Consider the following 19,196-nt stretch of genomic DNA (forward strand, 5'->3'; position numbering starts at 1 on the left):
ACTGACTTTTCTCTCCAAAATTATGGAAGGATGGGTCGGTTTTATTTGTTGGGCAGTAAAAAAATCAAAAAATCGGCAGATTTTCAGTGCCCTCCTTCGTACGGCGTAGGGTGGTTTTCTCGTTTTCCAGAAATGTCTTTTTAAGGAAATGTGCACTTATTGCACACACAATGCCTTTAAAAAACTTCCTTTAGAAATTCAAGAAATGATTCCATGATCATCACCTCCTTTCCTGAAGATGGAAAGAAGAGTGACAACCAACCACCCTCACACTATCCGGTTGCTGAGTTAGATATTATCATATTTTTGTGAAAACTACTATAAAAGGTGGAAACTTATGTTTTTTTCATTAGTCTTACTAACTCTAAGAGACCATTCTTTGGTAGGAAACGGATAAAATCCTGATTTTCCTTTAATAGCAGCTTCGGTAATTTTAACTTCGATCGACTCGATCATTTTTTAATTAATTAACTGATTATTTACTTCATTAAGTGAATCTTGAACATTGTTTCCACAATAAATAGCCCTTAGAAGCTAACCTACCTTCCTACTAAGGGCATTGTTTTCCCTAATTAAGAAATCTATAGTTTTATATCATGCAAGAGAGTATTGATTAATTAAAGATTTGATGAGTGGATTAAGTCCACTTGGTAACTCATTAACTTTAAAAAATCTTGCTTCAGTTGTTTCTACACCGTCTGCCTTTAAGTTACCGCCCCTGATTTCCTTTGTTACATAAGCAATTGTAACAGGATAAAATTCATCCCCATTTTGTAATTTGACATAATACTGCTCCCCTGAGAAAACACCTACCAAATCAAGTTGGCCAACTTCAATGCCGGTTTCTTCTAAAACCTCCCTGCGTCCAGCCTCTTCAGCAGATTCCCCTAATTCCATAAAACCTCCAGGGACACCCCAAACTCCATCTTTTCTTTTTTGCAATAAGAATTCTCCATTTTCATTCATGACAGCGACGGCAACACCTACTAATATAAGAGGTTGATTCCCAACAATTTTACGTAAGTCCTCTATATATCCCACTAAACATTCCCTCCCGATAATATGCTTTGAATAGTTTCCTCTAATTCTACTCATTCAAATTCATCACTATTCTTTTTATGAGACGACAAGATCCATTAATGGCAATTTATATACCGGCGATAATGTATTTTTATCATTTTGTTTTATTTTCTTAAATTATTAAAGCGAAAAATAAGCTTATAACCGTCAAACGTTTCTCCTTTTTCTTCCTTATAGACACCATTAGTATAATTGGTAATCGTCTTTCGCCAAAATTTTTGTCCGACAATATTTTTCTCAGATGGATTCGTAAACAACTCCCAATTCCCCTCAAATTGTTCAAAAACCTGATTGGCTGCCTGCTCAGCTATTCCTTGACCTCTTAGGGATTGGATTAAAAAGAATTCATTGACGAAATAATCAATTCTTTTATTGCAATAGGGTGGGGACGCGATCAAGATAAAACCAGCTGGTTTCCCATTGACCTTAATTAGAAAAGGGAATAAAACATCCGGTTTTTCCCACCAAATATTTTGTACTTTATACTGATCACTTAATGTTTGAAAATCATCACTATCCTCGTATATTCCATGAGCATTGGGAAATCTGTCGTAATGTCCTGATAGATCATAAAGATAGAAAGGGTATAAGTTTTTGATTATATAGTTATGTGTCTTACAATAATTTAATCTCAATAATGAAGTTGTTTGTTCCTCTAATTTATCAAGTATAGTTACATCTGGGTTTAAGAGTACAAAGAGCTTGCATCCTTTACTACAAATTTAATCTTTTAAAACCACATAGCAAAACTATTTATGTGATACTTGCCAACTATAAAATTTCCAAATAACGATAAAGAAAAGCAAGTAACCAAAAAGGGAAAATTCATGTTTCCAATAAGTGGAATGAATAAATAAGCCAAATTGTTCTGCTATTTGTTCTGCTATGTATACAAATAAACTGCAAATGAACAGTAAGAGGTACCGGGATATTGGATGTAATCTTTTTAATACCAAAATAATAAGAAAAGAAAATACGGGCAGGATAAAAAGCGTGAATAAGATATTAATTGTAAATATTTCTGAAAACGGACGGCTTGGAAAGGAATATCGCCCTGCGCCCACCAATAAAAGATCTAAATAGGTTCCTACAAGTGAGGCGAACATAATGGTAGATAAATAGGCTTTAGTACTTTGATTTCTTCGGTAATAATGTTTCTTTCGCAAGGATAGCAAACTCGATTTTCTCAAGCGTTTTACAATATTCATGATCAATAGCTCCATTCCCTTTAAACATATCCTTTTTTAAATAATGAATGACTTTCCAATCCGCATACCAATCCCCTTTCTCTACTTCTTTCTGATCCACATGATTCCACGCAAATTTTAATATGGGACTATATATTTTTGGGGCGTTTGGCTTTATACGACAGCTCTTTATTCTGCGCTGGTAGAAATGCCCAGGTACGGATTCATTAATATCGTTAAATAAATGTGGCCAAAAATCTTTCCTTGAGCCTGTGTGGGGTTGTTGAATCGCCCACTTATAAATAGAGAAGTAGTTTTCCGGATCAAAAAGTAATTCATACAAACGTTTCCCTAACAAAATCCGATCATGTAAAGAGGCAAATTGGTGAATGGTTTGGCCAATTAGTTGTATCTCTTTTCTAACGAAGAAAGGAAAAATAATTTGGTTTAAATCCAGTAACTCCTGTAGTTTAAATTCCAGCTTCTCTAGCACTGTGCTTTGATAATACGGATTCTGGATGACTCTTTTCTCTAAATAGCTTTGTTCATTGACAATCAATGCAATGGTCAAAAGATATTCGTCCCTGCTTCGGAAAAAGTAATTCCAAGTCGCTCCCATAAAAAAGGAGACATGAAACAATGGTAAAAGGTGGAAAAGATTGGTGTTTCTTTTTACACTTTCTTCATAAAGCAGTAACTGCGGATAAATGTCTTGAAAGATTAGCCAATTGCCTCGCTCTAAAAAAATGAAAAACTGTTCTTGCTCCTCCGAAGATAAAATCCTTGATAATAGATCTCCCTTTAAATCGGTCATGTTCCAACCACCGTTTCGGGAAACCATATGTCCCAGAAAAGCCCAATGGATTTCAGGGAATCTTTTATAAAAATCTAAGTAAGCATTTGTTCGCGTCACATTATCGACATTTCTATTTTTTGTTTCATGCCTAATGTATTCGATTAAATTATATTCTGCGTCGTTTAATTGATTTACATGAATCGCGACTTTAAACCTCTTCGTTAATTCCTTTTTTATTGCTTTTAGTTCAGGAGTAATTTTTTGACTGGACCATTTCTTTTTTAAACAATGGATGATGGCACATCACTCCTTTCTTAATTATGTTATGGAGGAATATGAGAATAAATGATGGAAAGCTAAAAAGTCATTAGATGTTTGGGGGAGTTGTGATAAAAAAAGCAGAATTGCTCGTTTAGCAGTACAAAGTTGGATCATAAGAACAAAGGGTGAACCGATGTTAACTTTATCGAGGAAGTAGAAGACGTAAATTTGCTAGCAGCTGGGCGCTGGACCTAGACGGAGCAATAGCCCAAATTGATCCCCTCCTATCCCTCAAGGAAAATTCTCCTAATTTTATTTATTGGCAGGTACTTGATTCCAAATACTATCAGCTATTCCTCTTCTGTTCATACATTTACCTTCTCTGAACTAGCATTTTCTTGGAAAACTTATCGCTAAGTTTTCCAAGAAAATGCATTGGCGGAGGAATCCCCAACTCTTGAAATTTAGAAGTAATTACCCAAGAACACTGTCTACATCACGGCGGTTAAGCTTTTTTAATGGTTCGAAACCGCCATTACGTTCATTACCATATTCTAAAAAGAATGCATTATAATGTAAGATAGATACGACGTATCCATAATCATCTTCTGTGTTCAGGTGTTTTGAACGGAGTTTTCACAACACATATGGACAATTGTTTTCAAGTTATTGTATCCATTTAAAAAGATTGTCTTTAGGAATGTTCGCTCTGAATCCTGTAGAATAATAATTGACATAATCATTGTAAGGGAGGTAAAGTATGCCGATCATTAAGCACACTATATTTATCGATGCCCCAATCCAAGTTTGTTTTGACCTCGCGAGAAACGTAGAAATACATACTGAAACAACTAAGAAGACGAAAGAAAGAGCCATTGCTGGTGTAACAGAGGGACTTATGGAAAACGGTCAGACGGTAACATGGGAAGCCATCCATTTTGGCGTAAAGCAAAGATTAACAGCGAAGGTTATAAAAATGGATAAACCGTATGCATTTACCGATGTAATGGTGAAGGGAGCATTCCACTCTTTCACACATACACATGAATTTATAGAAAGTGGCACGGGAACGATTATGATAGATCGCTTTTCCTATCAATCTCCTTATGGCCTCCTAGGACGAATAGCGGATAGATTGTTTTTAGAAAAATATATGCGCAAATTTATTATAAATCGCGCCCAAGAGTTAAAAAGAATCGCTGAAAGAAAATAATTGAAATCGCATAGATTTATTGATCTTACCATTTAACAATTAGTCATGTGATCTCAAAAAAATTTTCATTTCCCCTTACATCCTTCTACGCTTCATTAAATAAGAAGGTCTCCCCGATTAGAAAAACGATGCTTCACCTTAAATTCTAAAAATAAATTTTCTTTAAAGTTTTGGATGTAACACTAGATTTTATCTCTGAAATTGATAATAATTAAAGGTGGAGCGATTAAGAAAATAGTTAATTAATGGAGTTGCAAGTAATGATCACAATTTTAGATATCGCAAAAATGGCGAATGTTTCCCGGACTACTGTATCTCGCGTATTAAATAATAATGGTTATGTAAGTGCCGAAGCTAGAGAGCGTGTCCTGAAAGTGATAAAAGAAACAGGTTATGTTCCTAGTCAGCAGGCAAAGTCCCTTCGAACAAAAGAAACAAAAGTTGTTGGGGTTATTTTACCGAAAATTAGTACTGAAACTTCCAGTAAAGTAGTTAGTGGGATCGATAAAGTGTTAAGTGAACATGGTTATCAAATTTTGTTAGCCATTACAAATTTACAAGTTGAAAAAGAAATTGAGTATTTAAAGTTATTAGCGAATCGACAGGTGGATGGAATTATATTAGTTGCTACAAATGTACAGCAGGAACTTGTGGAGGAAATCCAGAATTTACGTGTTCCATTCATCGTAATTGGACAAAATATGCCTGGCATACCATCCGTTTATTACGATGACTACCAAGCCGCAAAGTTTTTAACTCAAACTATTATTAACAAGGGCCAAAAGAAAATTGCTTATATTGGTGTACATGAGACAGACCAAGCGGTAGGTGTTTTAAGAAAAAAGGGATATATCGATGCTCTAAAAGAAAACCATATACCTATTAATGAAAATTGGATGGAAATCGGCGGTTTTCACTTAGAGTCTGGTTATGAATGTATGAAAAAAATAATAAAGAATAATAAAGACTTACCAGAGGCTATTTTTGCCACGACAGACCGAATAGCAATTGGGGCAATGTCCTACTTAACGGAAAAAAATATAAGAATCCCGGAAGATATGAAGATTGTAAGCATTGGTGCTTCAGAATTATCAAAGTATTCATCTCCAAAGCTGACAACAATTGATTATGAAAACGAAAAAGCGGGAAAGGCAGGAGCTGAGATTTTATATAAAAAAATGAAGCAGGAAAGTATGGAAGCAGAGAAAATAGTATTAAATTATAGATTAATAATTGGGAATACTTTATAATATAATTCATAATGTATGTTTCTCAGCTTGAGGTGATTTACGAACAATGTGGAATCGATTCCCTTTCATAATTTTCTCAGTTTTGTGGAATCGATTCCTCATACAAGCGAGAATCGTACAGCAAATAAACCTTAAGGAGTGATGAGTCATGTCTGAAAATAGTCAAATAGCGACAGATTTAATTGCAGCGATTGGCGGAGAGGACAACATTATTTCTGCAGCACACTGTGCCACCAGATTACGAGTAATGGTCAAAGATCAAGATAAAATTGATCAGGAACGTGTCGAAAATATCCCAAAAGTAAAAGGTGCTTTTTTCAACTCTGGGCAGTACCAAGTAATTTTTGGGACTGGAACAGTTAATCGAATGTATGAGGAAGTAGTCAAACTAGGGATTAGCGGCTCAACTAAATCAGAACAAGCCCAAGAAGCAGTAAAATCTGGAAATAGTTTTCAACGCATCATCCGTACTTTTGGTGATGTATTTGTTCCTATTATCCCTGCTCTTGTAGCTACAGGATTATTTATGGGCCTACGTGGACTTATTATGCAAGAACAAATTCTAGGTTTATTTGGATTAACCCCAGATGATATTTCTCAGAACTTTATTCTATTTACGGAAGTTTTAACTGATACAGCCTTTGTTTTTTTACCGGCATTGGTTGCCTGGTCTGCATTTCGTGTATTCGGTGGTAATCCTACAATCGGGTTAGTTTTAGGATTAATGCTTGTTAGCCCTTCATTACCAAATGCATATTCAGTAGCATCCGGTGATATTGATCCCATTATAATATTTGGTTTTATTCCAGTTGTAGGTTATCAAGGTTCTGTATTACCGGCATTCATTGCAGGATTCGTCGGCGCCAAGCTGGAGCGGTGGATCCGAAAAAGAGTTCCAGAAGTGTTGGATTTAATTGTAACCCCATTCTTAACATTGTTAATTATGATTACTTTGGCGTTATTTGTTATCGGACCTATTTTCCATTCAGCAGAAAATATCATTCTAGCTATTTTCAAGGCTATATTAGAATGGCCATTAGGCATTAGTGGTATTATAATCGGTGGCTTAAACCAGCTAATTGTTGTCACTGGTGTCCACCATATCTTTAATATGTTGGAAATTCAGCTGTTGGAAGCCTTCGGTAATAATCCATATAATGCGATCGTAACATGTTCTGTTGCTGCACAAGGTGGTGCCGCGCTTGCAGTCGGATTAAAAACAAAGTCTGCAAAACTAAAAGCCTTAGCTCTTCCTTCCTCTCTATCAGCTTTCTTAGGAATTACAGAGCCAGCTGTTTTCGGGGTCAATCTTCGTTACTTCAAACCCTTTGTATTCGCTTTAGTCGGTGGTGGTGTAGGAGGTTTCTTATCTGCTATTTTTGGTCTAAAAGCAACTGGGATGGCGATCACGGTAATCCCTGGAACGCTTCTCTATTTAAATGGCCAAATTTTGTTATACCTACTTGTAAATATAGTCGCGATTGCAACGGCCTTTATTTTAACATGGTTCTTCGGATTCTCAGATAAATTAGTAAAAGATTTAAATAAAAACTAGTTTTGTAAAAGGCTGATATTACAAGATCATATATGAGCGGTGAAGAGTATGAACTTACTCTTTCCGCTTTTCTGCTGTAATGATTATCCCCTTATTATATGAAAAAAGGAGCTCAATATGGAGACAGAGATTCAGCTTAGAAATCAAATTGTTCAAAGGTTAAGAGACAACCAACAGCAGGATGAAAATCGACTTGCTTTTCATTTAACTCCACCACTTGGTTTAATGAACGATCCAAACGGCTTAGTGTATTACAAGGGAAAATATCACGTGTTTTTTCAGTGGAATCCGTTTGATACAAAACATACGTTTAAATGTTGGGGACATTACTCTTCCACGGATTTCATCCATTGGGAAGTACATCCACCAGCATTAGTTCCAAGTGAATGGTATGAAAAGGACGGTTGTTATTCTGGTTCAGCAATTGTATATGATAATAAATTGTATCTTTTTTATACTGGGAATGTGAAAACAACGGATGGTGGCAGGGAGACGTATCAATGTTTAGCAGTATCTGATGATGGTATTCATTTTGAAAAAAAAGGACCTGTTATTTATTTACCTGAAGGATTCACCCCTCATTTTCGCGATCCAAAAGTATGGAAGCAAGGAAACAAGTGGTTTATGGTTATTGGGGCACAAACAAAAGAGTTAGAAGGCTTAATTACTGTTTTTTCATCGGATGATTTAATCAATTGGCAATGGTTAGGTCCGCTAGCTGGCAATGGTGTATCTCTTTCTAAATATTTCGGCTATATGTGGGAATGCCCAGATTTTTTTGCTTTAGATGGAAAGGATATTCTCATTGTTTCCCCCCAAGGATTGCAAGCAGAGCCATTTAAATATGAAAATTTATATCAATCCGGCTATTTTATCGGAGAATGGGACATCAAAACGAACAAATATGTTCACGGGACATTTAAAGAACTTGATCATGGTTTTGATTTTTACGCCCCACAAACGTTTGAAGATCCAAACGGGAGAAGGATTTTATTAGCCTGGATGGGTATGGGCGATGAACAAGAGCAAACACACCAATCAATAAAAAGTGGCTGGATTCATAGTTTGACGATTCCCCGTGAATTAACTGTAAAGGATGGCTGTTTATACCAAAAACCAGTCGAAGAGCTTAGAAAATTACGAAACCGGGTTAGTTCTGAGACTTTCTCCATGGCCAACGAAGAAATAGACGTTCTATTAGATAGCGAACTCCAAGAAATCATAATCGAGTTTGAACAATTTGAGGGGAAGAAATGGGAAATTCACATACAAAATAACTGCAAACTTATTTTTAATAAAATAGAGAGTATTGTAACATTAGAAAGACAAAATTTTAATCATTCAAAATGGGAAAAAAGACAATGTAAAATCGATAAAATAAACAACATTCATATGTACTTGGACCGAACTTCCTTAGAAATTTTCCTCAATGATGGCCAAATTGTTTTCTCTAGTAGATTTTATGGGGAAAATGCCAAAAAGCAATGTTCGATTTCTGTAGAAGGGAATACAAAGTTTAGCTGGCAAAACTGGAGCTTAAACTCCTACCAATATAAGAATCATAAATTAAAAAGGTTGTGTACGAATGTTTAAAAAACTTTTCGGAAAAAAACAAGACATAGTAAAGACTATTGAACTTCAAGCCTTTGTCTCAGGTAATATCGTACCAATAGAAAATGTCCCAGACCCAGTCTTTTCCAATAAATTAATGGGAGATGGTATTGCCATCCTCCCCGATGAAGGGAGATTTGTTGCTCCGGTCGATGGAGAAATCATTCAAGTGTTCCCTACAAAGCATGCTATTGGGATAAAGGCCCTGAATGGTGCCGAACTTTTAATCCATATAGGCTTAGAAACGGTTTCAATGAATGGAGAAGGGTTTACTTCGCATGTGAAAGAAGGTGAAAAGGTAAAATCTGGTGATACATTAATCACGGTTGACCTAGAAAAAGTGGAAGAAAATGCCAAAAGTGTTGTATCACCGATTATCATTATGGATCCCGAAAATATGGAGAGCATTACCAAACCTATTTTGTCTGGTAAAGTTTTAGCTGGGAAGGAAATCATTTTACAAGCAACAGCAAAATAACCCTTTCAGCGCTTAAAATGTATTCTAATTATTGGATTCATCTGCATGCCTATTTGGATTCAATTAGCCAAAGGTTTATCAATGGACTGCCGAAATGAATCCACATTCTTCGGTATAATTAACCAAAAGTAAAGAGAAGCACCTTTTGAGTAAAGGTGCTTCTCTCAGACTGTAGACAAACACCATGAATTTTGGTGTTTGTCTACAGTCTTTTTTCTTTTAAAATAGAGATAAAGCTAGAAAGGTTGATTTCCGCTGCAAGCGGACGCTTTCCGCAGGCACGGCTTCAGCCGCTTCCCTCGCTGCGCTCAGTCCAGGGTCTTCAGCTCGCGCTGTTCCCGCTGGAGTCGCCGCTCTCCGCTCCAATCAACGGTATTTTCTATTAACTGAATGAGGTGATGGATATGATGACGAAGAATCAAAATAATGGACGCGAACAGCTGGAAATGCTGACAATAGAGCAGTTGGTTCCTCAAGACCATCTGGTGCGCAAACTGGATGCGGCTATTGATTTCTCCTTTATCTATCCATTAGTCGAAGATCATAAAGAAGCACCTTTTGAGTAAAGGTGCTTCTCTAAACATATTTTCCATCTTTTATTGATAGACTTTAATTTTTACTGTCCGTACTCCCCAGTTAAGAGCTTTCTTTTTAGTAGACATATGCAAATCAATCTTATTTCCTTTTATAGCACTACCCGTATCACCGGCAATCGCTTCACCGTAACCTTCCACATACACTTTTGTCCCGAGTGGAATCTTTTTAGGGTCAACGGAGATCACTTTGGCATTTGGCTTTTTCTTTAAATTAATCCCTGTAGCTGTGATCCCACTACAGCCTTTACAACTTGCAGTATAGGCGGTAGCCTTTACGGTCATTGTTTTATAGGCAGTTTTTTTGTTTACTGTCGATTTTTTTGTAGAAGTTTTCTTCTTTACTGTTTTTTTCGCGGTTGTTTTAGCCTTTGTAGGTTTCGTAACTTTTAATACTTGATTTGGTTTAATCAAATCTTTTTTTAAGCCATTCCAAGTTTTAAGTTGATTAACCGAAACTTTATGTTTTGTGGCGATTTTCCATAAAGAATCGCCTTTTTTTACTTTATATGTAGTAGTTGCCGCCGATGAGACACCGGAAAAGCCAAAGATTAACACACAAACCGTAATCATTGAAAATACTACTTTTCTCATTTAATAGTCTCCCTATGTCATATTGGTAGTCATAGTATATCAGGCCAATGTGACAATTAAATGACAATAGAGTAGTATTTATGTTACGAAAGGGAAATATTGGTAACAATAGCAATATTTATTAGTGCGTCACCTTATTACATGAGTATGTTCATAATTATATACTCAATCGTTTTAGCAATAGCAATCTGTTAACGCTTGATTATCGGGATTTTTTTGTTTTTATCTTTATCTCTGTCTCGGACTCACTCTGGGGATTAGCGTGACAGGGGAGATCCCGCAGGAGCATATATGGGAAGCTCACCGCACGCTGCCCGGAAAGCGTCCACCTGAAGCGTAAAACAACGTTGTTCGGATTTGAATGCTACAATCTCTATTATGAAATTTTCATCTACAAAACCATTCGAAATTTGTAGAAATGAATGGCTTTCTCATTTTTCTTATAAACTTTTAATTGGATTTGCGTTCGCTGTTTTTTGATAAAGTTTAATAGTTGTTTTCTATATCCTTTATTTTGCTGCTCGGGATTCATAAATAATGCCGCTAAATAATCATCCACCATCGAAAGGAAACCTAGCACTTCCCTTCCTCCTCGATTACATAAGTTTCCGCCATCAGTAGATAGGTCTCTTTCATCTCTTTACATTGTGATATCCAATAATTTTGATCAATAAAATCATGGGCAAGCACCGATGCATCTAACCATATCTCTACTAATGTGCTAACTTCTGATCTTTATTGAGTTTAATCTCCAGCTTTTTCTCCCCTACTCAAACTATATTTTTCTCTAGAATACTCCCTTGATCTGTCGTTTTGATAATGATATCAAAATGCTGACTATATGGGTGCATGAATACCTTGTACTGAATGCGCCGTTCTTCATGAGACTGTTGTAAATAATGAAGATCAGTTCCTCTCTCCACAATATCACGGGTCGTCCTTCTCTTAAATTCAGTTTCATCATCTGTATAAAAATAAATTTTCAAATCGAATAAACTCGGATTTATGAAAGCAACACTCATCCCTTCGACAATTGTAATTCGCTTTTCACCAGGAAGAAGGATACTTTTCTTATAATGGGTATCGATTGTACATAAATCGAAGCCATTTCTTATCATCTGGACATCTCTTTCCAAAGATGGCAAGTGATGTGCAGCTGGATGACAAGCTGTCATTTTATAATGGTGGGGTTCATTGTGATAGGAGTAGTGAATCAAGCATTGCTTTCGGATCGCCGAGCTCACAATGTACGGATCTGTATTCAAATAATTTACTTCCCTTTGATTAAGTCGACTAATCAACTTATTAGCAAATGTCGTTTTACCAGCTGCACCATGGCCAGATATTCCTATTACCAGCCGTTGATCCGTCTTGTTAATCCATCCAATGATCTTATCTATTAACTCCTCCATAGTCTTCCTCCTAAACGTGAAAAAATGGTGATATGATCTTCATCATACCACCATTTCACATATTAACGATGATTTTTTAGTTACTTGTTCCTTTAGCCATTCACAACTTCTCCACCATTTACATGAATGACTTGTCCAGAAACATAGGAAGAATCTTTTGAAGCTAAATAAACATAAGCTGGCGCAAGCTCAGATGGCTGGCCAGGTCGTTTCATTGGACCATCTGTGCCCCAATTTTCAAGCTTGTCCTTAGGAAATGTCGCTGGGATAAGGGGAGTCCAGATTGGACCTGGAGCCACCCCGTTCACACGAATTCCTTTATCCAAAATTTCTTGATTTTGCGATAGTGAGCGCGTAAAGGCCACAATTGCACCTTTTGTTGAAGCATAATCCATCAGGATTGGATTTCCCTTATAAGCTGTAATAGAAGTGGAATTAATAATCGCTCCATTGTTATTTATATGTTTCATCGCTGCCTTTGTTAAATAGAACATAGAAAAGATATTGGTACGAAAAGTACGGTCTAGTTGCTCATTCGTAATATCTTCAATTCGTTCACAGACATGTTGCTCACCTGCATTATTAACGATGATATCAAGTCTACCTAGAGTATCGACTGTCTGTTTTACAACCTGCTGGCAGATTTGGTCATCTCCAACATCCCCAGCAATGGTGATACATGTCTGCCCATATTTTTCAACAAGCTTCTTTGTCTGCTTTGCATCCTCATGGGCCTCGTAATAGACAACAGCAATATCGGCTCCTTCCTTCGCATATGCAACGGCAACCGCTTGGCCGATCCCACTATCACCACCTGTAATAATGGCTACTTTCCCTTTTAATTTATCACTGCCTTTATAATCATCATCTTCAATCTTCGGTTGTTTCTCCATTTTTGATTGACTATCAGACATCAAATAATCTTCTTGTGGTTTCTGTGTTTTTAATTTTGGATCCTGATCGTTCTGCATGTAATCACTCCTTTTTAATGGCGGTACTGTAAATTTATTACCCATTAAAAAGTTAACCAAAACTTCCCTTATATATTCTGATTGCCTTGATAACTTACCATTAGTACGGATTTTCTCCTCTTAGTTTGAACTGTATCTCCATTTCCCCCAAAAAATTTCTCGCTTTTTAATCCCTTCTTAAATTGTTAGGGATTGTATATTTTAGGCTCTAATTTAACTGGGGTTAATGCGAACATCCTAAATTTACTCATTGTCTTCAGAAATAATGTTGCCATTTTCATCAATGGCCATTACTTCTACTGGCATGTTTATTTTCCCCTTATCAGCGATAAAATACCATAACCACAGATCTTCACGAAGAAAAATTCGATTTGGTTGTATTCCAGCTTCACTATTAAGCTTAATTGACTTTACTTCATCATTCGCAAATCCACTGATCATTGAAAATTTCTCTTTTGGATCTTCTTCAACTTGCCAACTGATCAATCCCCTTTCCACTTTTTCCTCTTTAAACTCTTGAAAATCTAATTCACGGAAGGGGTTCTTTACTTTCGTAAACTCTTTATTAGTTAAGACAGGCATTACACCTGATTCACTTTCACAAAAAACTAAATTGGAAGATGCATCAACGAAACGGGCTTTACTTGGAGCATCAAATTGCTTTGAAGCCTGGACACAGATTCCTTCCTCTCCATTAATCGCAGGACGTAATACACTGAAAAAAATGAAAACAATAAAGGCTAAACTAATAATAATTAATAAAAGTTTACTTTTATTCATTTTCACAAACCCTCCAATATTATTATTTTCTTACTCCTTATTTGCTATATATGTATGTGAGAGGCTGAGCCAAAACGTTTTTACCAAAAAATCAACTACTTCGGTATATATCCTCCGTAGCCCGACTGTCAGGCCTTCTGAGGCCTTGCTGAACTCTTATTTCCCATAATATTTCCTCTACCTCACCTTTGGAACTTAGCATTTACGTTTGTCCCAACCTCTCATTTACGAAGAAATTTTGTTTTATTTTTTTAGTATATAGAAAAAATTCATCGTTGTAGAACTTAAATTATAAACAATTTTGAATCTTTATTGTTGTTCATAACGTAAATGTTCATATATAAATCCTACCAAGCTCGCATGCTTGATTTTGTTCAGAACGGGAATTCAAATATTAATGAATTCTCGAGTGACCTTGGCGCATTTTTTTTAAGCAAGATTCCATACTATAGGTGGAGCTGATTTTTTATTATTAGGGGGCTTTCCATGGATTCACTTTGGTTAGAATATGCATGGACATTACTTGTATTAATCGGTTTAGAAGGGATACTGTCTGCAGACAATGCCCTAGTGATTGCTGTTATTGCAAAGCATTTGCCGGATCAACAAAAAAAGCGTGCCATCAATTACGGAATCTTAGGGGCCTTTATTTTTCGATTTATTTCGATCTTCCTCATTTCGTTCATGGCAAACGTTTGGCAGGTGCAAGCGATTGGTGCTGCCTATCTGATTTATATAGGTGGGAAACACGTATTTACGCGGTTTTTCCAGTCAAAAGCAAAACAAAAAGACGATCGCGCTCATAAAGCTGGAGCTGGCTTTTGGCCCACAGTAGCTAAAATTGGCATCGCTGATATTGCCTTTGCGATTGATTCAGTCCTAGCAGCTGTTGCACTTGCTGTTACATTACCTGACACTGCATTACCTCAATTTGGCGGGTTAGATGGGGCTAAATTTACCGTTATTGTTATTGGCACAATCGCAGGATTAATTTTGATTAAATTTGCAGCCAATTGGTTTATACAACTTTTAGACAAACGCCCTGGCTTGGAAACTGTTGCTTATCTAATTGTTGCATGGGTGGGAGTAAAATTGGCTGTGATCACCCTTTCCCATAAAAAAGTAGGTGTCTTCCCTGAATCTTTCCCACACAGTACCATTTGGACAATTATATTTTGGGGTGTCCTTATCTCTATTGCTGTAATTGGATGGTTTATATCTGGGAAAAAATCATCACAGAAAAAGAAGTAAGCTTGATGTCATAACGAATAGTTCAATTGCATTTTCATTTCATATTCACGTTTTTTAATTTGCTATCAGTTTCACTGTAGAGGATCATAGTTGTAAAGACGTTTTCCCTATAAAAAACGCCTTTACAACTAATTTTCCTTACATTTCTATTAGCTTCGAAAATTGGGGTATTAAAAGACTGGTCAAAAGTGCTTCCGCCAAAGAAGGAAACAAATAATAAGGTAAATTAATTCGCCCTGAAATATACTCCGTTAAGGTAGTGGATTAATCGTCTACAGAGACCAACATTTTAGTTATGCTCCATTCGCAATGAAAGGGAGAAATATTAACATCGCTTGATCAAATTGTTGTCGTTTTGCTCACTTCCTGCTAAAATGAAACCGTCTGGACGGTATAGTTAAGGAGGAGAAAATGTTGGATTCGAAAAGAGAAAATAAGAAACAACTACTTTTAGAGACCGCAAAAAAATTACTAATTTCAGGTGAATTAGCTACTCTTACACTAGATGCTATTGCTAAAACGGCAAATGTAAGTAAAGGTGGACTCCTTTATCATTTTCCGACAAAAGAAGTTCTATTAAATGAACTAGCCACTTCCATTTTCGCAAAAATGCAGGAGCGTTTTTTAGAAATTGCAGAACAAATACCTATTAATCCCTCACGCTATACTACCGCTCTCATTCAAGTGACTAAAGAGGATTTATTAGCCAATGCCGAGTTAAATGTTGCTCTTCTCGCCCAAACAGCCATCTCTGCAGATTTAAAAAAGCAAGTATCCAAGCTATATCTGCAAATATTGGCCTATTTGGATCAAGACCAACTCATTGAATCGAAAAAGCAAATTACTCGTCTTGCTTTAGATGGCTTATATTACAATCAATTATTTATGGTCGTTCCCCCTTCGAGAGAAGAAATAGATAAGACTTTACATCATTTAAAAGAATTTATAACGGAGGAAACGTAAATGGGATATATGTGGCTTGCTATCGCGGTGATTGCTGAAGTAATCGGAAGCTCTTTATTAAAATTAACTGATGGCTTTAAGCGTTTATTCCCTACGCTTGGTGTCATCGTTGGCTATGCTTTAGCTTTTTATGCATTATCCCTTTCATTGAAAGAGATACCGCTTGGAATTGCATACGCCATTTGGGCGGGAGTGGGAACCGCATTAACAGCCCTCGTAGGGATCATCTTCTACAAAGAAACTATTCATACTAAAAAAGCCATTGGTATTCTGTTCATTATCGGTGGCGTCGTCCTATTAAATAAAGGAGTATAGCATTCTATGAAAGGATATATTTTATTAAGTATTGCCATTATTTCAGAGGTTTTTGCCACTTTATGTTTAAAGATTTCAAACGGATTTGCCCATTTACTTCCCTCGATTGGGGTTGTGTTAGGCTATGGCCTCGCCTTCTATCTTTTAAGTCAATCTCTTGCCTATATGTCCCTTAGTCTGGCTTATGCTGTATGGTCAGGGGTTGGAACAGCTTTAACAGCGATCTTGGGAATTCTTATCTTTGCTGATCCACTTAGTTTCTGGGTTATCTTCGGTATTGCTTGCATCATTTTCGGAGTGGTGCTGATGAATACATCTAAGTCGCCATCTAAAGAGAAAGCTACCTCATAATTGGCTTTCTCTCTTCTTATTATATTAATGTTATAACTTCCAGCTAAACCATCTTCCATGCCCATCTGTTTGTGCTAGGATTTCGTTATATTCAATCCCTCTGATGAATGAATCAAGATGAAGGTCCCTATCCCATATATTATTATAAAGATGAAAGACATCCCTTTTATTCCCCATACGCTTCACATGCTCTAATAATATTTGTTTGCGCTCTACTGGAATTTGATTCGCCACATGTGTGTGGAACACACATATTGCCGAATCATCCGGAATTTTCTCCATAAGATATGGAAGTTGTTCAATTCCATCCCCTTCTATTAATTGAAGTTTCTTCCTATTTTTCCTGAGACATGCTGAAGCTTGTTTGAATAGCTCTCGTCTTTCCACATGTTCCGGCCAGATCAAAGCATTTAACCACAACGCATCATCAGCATCTGTAAGGTCATTGATATGCAAATCTAGCCCATATCTATGCAGAACCGGTGGATTGAATTGGTAAAAAATTGGCCTATGTTCCCCGACAATCTCACATTGAATATGAACAGCCGATTTATGATCACCATACAATTCACCCGCATTATAAGAATAAGAATATTTATCCCATAAAAGCTGAAACCCCGCACTCGTTCCAATTTCTATTAGCGCCAAAGGCTTTTTAGCTTTGGCAAAAATGTAAGAGAAAGATGGATAGAGATATCCACAGCGTCTTACTTCATTCGTCTGAACCATTTTTTCCTGTAATATAGATTGTATGGACTTACTATTTGTTAAACAAAAGTCCTTGAAGAAAGGAAAAGAGTTCCTTAAGTTTTTTGGTTTTTCGGCAATATTAGGATAAAAACTACTTACAATATGTTCTTTTCCCTGAAGGAGAATATAATGAACAGCTCCGAAAAATAAATTGGGAATTGGTTGCCCTTCCCGAGCGTATGAACTCAGTTTAAGCAGTTCATCATCGTTAGCGATTTTCAGTGCCAGATGTTCGTATAATTCACTTGAACTTGCACATTCCCGTTCAGCAAAAGCCTTAAAGTGATCAGATAAGCGTTTTTTCTCCATTTTCATCCCCATCCTTGAAAACTTTCAAACCATACTAAGGTGACTCTGTATATCTCCTTTCCTTTAGTCAGTTTGTTCTATTTAACTTCATGCGTTAACAATCCAAATTAAAATTAGGGCTCTCCCCATAATCTCAATTACCAGCAACTTGCTACCCTTCCCGTTGAATAACTAGACTATTTTCATCTAAAGATTTTGTTGGGGGAAGATTTCGAACTTCCGTATTTATTAGCCAACATATCGCAACAATTAAAACAGTGATGCCTGAACAAATAACGACAAGGACGCTTCCGATCCATGCCCCCACACTGCCACCTAGCAAGGAGCCGACAGGAGCAGCCATCGCTGAAAGACTGGTTGCTGCAGTAATAATGCGTCCAATTAAATGTTTGGGGGCTATTTTTTGTAGCATTGTAAAGACAAGCACATTTAATGCCCCAGCTGGAATCCAGGAAATCATATAAAGGACTAATGTCAGCCATGCAACTGGCATCAAGGCAGAAAGCGTCCATAGTGATCCAGAGATTAAATAACCAAATGCATACAATTTCCCAATTGGAATTTGCTCCAATTTTAATAACGGTGCTATAAGTGCACCGGATAAGCTACCAAAAGCAGACGCCATTAACAAAAAGCCAACATACTGTGCTCCACCTATCACTTCACCGAATGCAGGAAACACAGCTAATGTCGCCGCACTGACAAGGTTCAGAATAATAGCACCATACAGTAATTTAGCGATAAAACTTTTAAACATAGTCGTTATTCCTTCTTGCAAGTCCTGTATATAATTCTGCATAGTCGTTTTAAAACCCTTTTTACGAATAGTCTTTTCTGTTTCCACTTTAGCCACAGATCTATTAGGAAGACGAATAAAAGAAAAGATCATTGCACCAATTAAAAAAGCAATCGAGTTTACCATATATAAAGAAAATGGACCGATCACGACAAACAGAATTCCCGCCAAACCATTAAAGGTGATGTCCACTCCTTGATAGGCAATGGTAAAAAGTGAGTTTCCTTTTGTAAGTTTTTCTTCAGGAAGGACTTCTGGTAGTGCCGCCAGTTGGGCTGGAAAAATTAACACATTGAAAACAGAAATGATCGGCGTCAAAATGAGTACGAGTGCAACAGAGAGATAGTCTAAATAATAAGCAAGTGGAATAACTAGCAATAGTCCAGACTGAATCAGTTGTGTACGGATAAGTAAAGAACGAATGGGAATTCGATCGATAAGTGGTCCTGCACTAAATTCAACGATTCGTGGTAAAATCGATAAAAATCCGGCTAACCCTGTATAGAAAGTGGAACCTCCAAGTTGAAAAATTAAGAGCATGGCAGCTACTCCATATAAACTGTCACCTATATTTGAAATCATTCTGCCAAAAAACATTAAGCTAAAATTCCGATATTTAAAAATTCCCATTTTTATATCCACTCACTTCATCAGATTTTATCCCACTTTAACAATCAGTA

General features: G+C 36.6%; 20 protein-coding genes and 1 pseudogene. 10 read left to right on the forward strand and 11 right to left on the reverse strand.

What is annotated here, in order from left to right; translation table 11 throughout:
- Positions 1–594: 594 nt before the first annotated feature.
- From J2Z23_RS19925 to J2Z23_RS19935, 4 genes are all read right to left on the reverse strand, one after another.
- Complete coding sequence (locus J2Z23_RS19925; RefSeq protein ID WP_338018450.1) at positions 595–1,041, reverse strand: NUDIX hydrolase; 447 nt, start codon at positions 1,039–1,041, stop codon at positions 595–597.
- A 143-nt stretch (positions 1,042–1,184) separates the two neighbouring features.
- Positions 1,185–1,715, reverse strand: a complete 531-nt coding sequence (locus J2Z23_RS19930; protein ID WP_057984870.1) for a GNAT family N-acetyltransferase — start codon at positions 1,713–1,715, stop codon at positions 1,185–1,187.
- 114 nt (positions 1,716–1,829) lie between these two features.
- Positions 1,830–2,303 carry a CBO0543 family protein gene (locus J2Z23_RS22755; protein WP_338018449.1) on the reverse strand — a complete coding sequence of 158 codons (474 nt, stop codon included), beginning with the start codon at positions 2,301–2,303 and terminating at the stop codon, positions 1,830–1,832.
- A complete protein-coding gene (locus tag J2Z23_RS19935) occupies positions 2,206–3,360 on the reverse strand; it encodes a DUF2515 domain-containing protein (protein WP_338018451.1) in 1,155 nt (384 codons plus the stop codon). The genes J2Z23_RS22755 and J2Z23_RS19935 overlap by 98 nt, the downstream gene beginning before the upstream one ends.
- Before the next feature lie 724 nt (positions 3,361–4,084).
- Between J2Z23_RS19935 and J2Z23_RS19940 the strand changes: the two genes are divergently transcribed.
- From J2Z23_RS19940 to J2Z23_RS19965, 6 genes and pseudogenes are all read left to right on the forward strand, one after another.
- The gene (locus J2Z23_RS19940) at positions 4,085–4,537 is read left to right on the forward strand and encodes an SRPBCC family protein (protein ID WP_064467661.1); all 453 of its coding nucleotides are present in this window, start codon (positions 4,085–4,087) and stop codon (positions 4,535–4,537) included.
- Between the two features lie 260 nt (positions 4,538–4,797).
- On the forward strand, positions 4,798–5,787 hold the full coding sequence (locus J2Z23_RS19945; protein ID WP_057984875.1) for a LacI family DNA-binding transcriptional regulator: 990 nt from the start codon (positions 4,798–4,800) through the stop codon (positions 5,785–5,787).
- 148 nt (positions 5,788–5,935) lie between these two features.
- The gene (locus tag J2Z23_RS19950) at positions 5,936–7,342 is read left to right on the forward strand and encodes a sucrose-specific PTS transporter subunit IIBC (protein WP_209974956.1); all 1,407 of its coding nucleotides are present in this window, start codon (positions 5,936–5,938) and stop codon (positions 7,340–7,342) included.
- A 117-nt stretch (positions 7,343–7,459) separates the two neighbouring features.
- Positions 7,460–8,935, forward strand: coding sequence for a glycoside hydrolase family 32 protein (locus J2Z23_RS19955; protein WP_209974958.1), 1,476 nt, complete (start codon positions 7,460–7,462; stop codon positions 8,933–8,935).
- Complete coding sequence (locus J2Z23_RS19960; protein WP_057984881.1) at positions 8,928–9,431, forward strand: PTS sugar transporter subunit IIA; 504 nt, start codon at positions 8,928–8,930, stop codon at positions 9,429–9,431. The genes J2Z23_RS19955 and J2Z23_RS19960 overlap by 8 nt, the downstream gene beginning before the upstream one ends.
- Positions 9,432–9,835: 404 nt before the next feature.
- A pseudogene (locus J2Z23_RS19965) lies at positions 9,836–9,970 on the forward strand (IS5/IS1182 family transposase); the annotation flags it as partial.
- Between the two features lie 57 nt (positions 9,971–10,027).
- Here J2Z23_RS19965 and J2Z23_RS19970 read toward each other — a convergent pair.
- The 5 genes from J2Z23_RS19970 to J2Z23_RS19990 all read right to left on the reverse strand — a co-directional run bounded on the left by J2Z23_RS19970 (position 10,028) and on the right by J2Z23_RS19990 (position 13,781).
- Complete coding sequence (locus tag J2Z23_RS19970; protein ID WP_057984883.1) at positions 10,028–10,618, reverse strand: 3D domain-containing protein; 591 nt, start codon at positions 10,616–10,618, stop codon at positions 10,028–10,030.
- A gap of 391 nt (positions 10,619–11,009) precedes the next feature.
- Positions 11,010–11,198, reverse strand: coding sequence for a GNAT family N-acetyltransferase (locus tag J2Z23_RS19975; RefSeq protein WP_064467660.1), 189 nt, complete (start codon positions 11,196–11,198; stop codon positions 11,010–11,012).
- A 190-nt stretch (positions 11,199–11,388) separates the two neighbouring features.
- On the reverse strand, positions 11,389–12,030 hold the full coding sequence (locus J2Z23_RS19980; RefSeq protein ID WP_064467659.1) for a uridine kinase family protein: 642 nt from the start codon (positions 12,028–12,030) through the stop codon (positions 11,389–11,391).
- Positions 12,031–12,122: 92 nt separating this feature from the next.
- Positions 12,123–13,001: an SDR family oxidoreductase gene (locus tag J2Z23_RS19985; protein ID WP_209974960.1), complete on the reverse strand. Its 879-nt coding sequence runs from the start codon at positions 12,999–13,001 to the stop codon at positions 12,123–12,125.
- Between the two features lie 243 nt (positions 13,002–13,244).
- A complete protein-coding gene (locus J2Z23_RS19990) occupies positions 13,245–13,781 on the reverse strand; it encodes a hypothetical protein (RefSeq protein ID WP_209974962.1) in 537 nt (178 codons plus the stop codon).
- A gap of 486 nt (positions 13,782–14,267) precedes the next feature.
- Here J2Z23_RS19990 and J2Z23_RS19995 point away from each other — a divergent pair, with 486 nt between their 5' ends.
- The 4 genes from J2Z23_RS19995 to J2Z23_RS20010 all read left to right on the forward strand — a co-directional run bounded on the left by J2Z23_RS19995 (position 14,268) and on the right by J2Z23_RS20010 (position 16,661).
- Positions 14,268–15,032 (forward strand): TerC family protein, encoded by a 765-nt coding sequence (locus tag J2Z23_RS19995; protein ID WP_057984894.1) that lies wholly within the window; start codon positions 14,268–14,270, stop codon positions 15,030–15,032.
- A 411-nt stretch (positions 15,033–15,443) separates the two neighbouring features.
- Positions 15,444–15,995: a TetR/AcrR family transcriptional regulator gene (locus J2Z23_RS20000; protein WP_057984896.1), complete on the forward strand. Its 552-nt coding sequence runs from the start codon at positions 15,444–15,446 to the stop codon at positions 15,993–15,995.
- Complete coding sequence (locus J2Z23_RS20005; protein ID WP_057984898.1) at positions 15,996–16,310, forward strand: DMT family transporter; 315 nt, start codon at positions 15,996–15,998, stop codon at positions 16,308–16,310.
- Positions 16,311–16,316: 6 nt separating this feature from the next.
- Entirely contained in the window at positions 16,317–16,661 is a 345-nt protein-coding gene (locus tag J2Z23_RS20010; protein WP_064467657.1) for a DMT family transporter, read from the forward strand.
- 30 nt (positions 16,662–16,691) lie between these two features.
- On the opposite strand, the gene J2Z23_RS20015 is transcribed toward J2Z23_RS20010, so the two are convergent.
- Together J2Z23_RS20015 and J2Z23_RS20020 are read right to left on the reverse strand one after the other, a co-directional pair.
- Positions 16,692–17,720, reverse strand: a complete 1,029-nt coding sequence (locus J2Z23_RS20015; RefSeq protein ID WP_209974964.1) for a DUF2332 domain-containing protein — start codon at positions 17,718–17,720, stop codon at positions 16,692–16,694.
- Between the two features lie 151 nt (positions 17,721–17,871).
- Complete coding sequence (locus tag J2Z23_RS20020) at positions 17,872–19,146, reverse strand: MFS transporter (RefSeq protein ID WP_209974966.1); 1,275 nt, start codon at positions 19,144–19,146, stop codon at positions 17,872–17,874.
- Between the last annotated feature and the right edge of the window lie 50 nt (positions 19,147–19,196).

Source organism: Lederbergia galactosidilytica, from assembly GCF_017873565.1.
In the GTDB taxonomy this organism is placed as follows: Bacteria; Bacillota; Bacilli; order Bacillales; family Bacillaceae_C; genus Lederbergia; species Lederbergia galactosidilytica.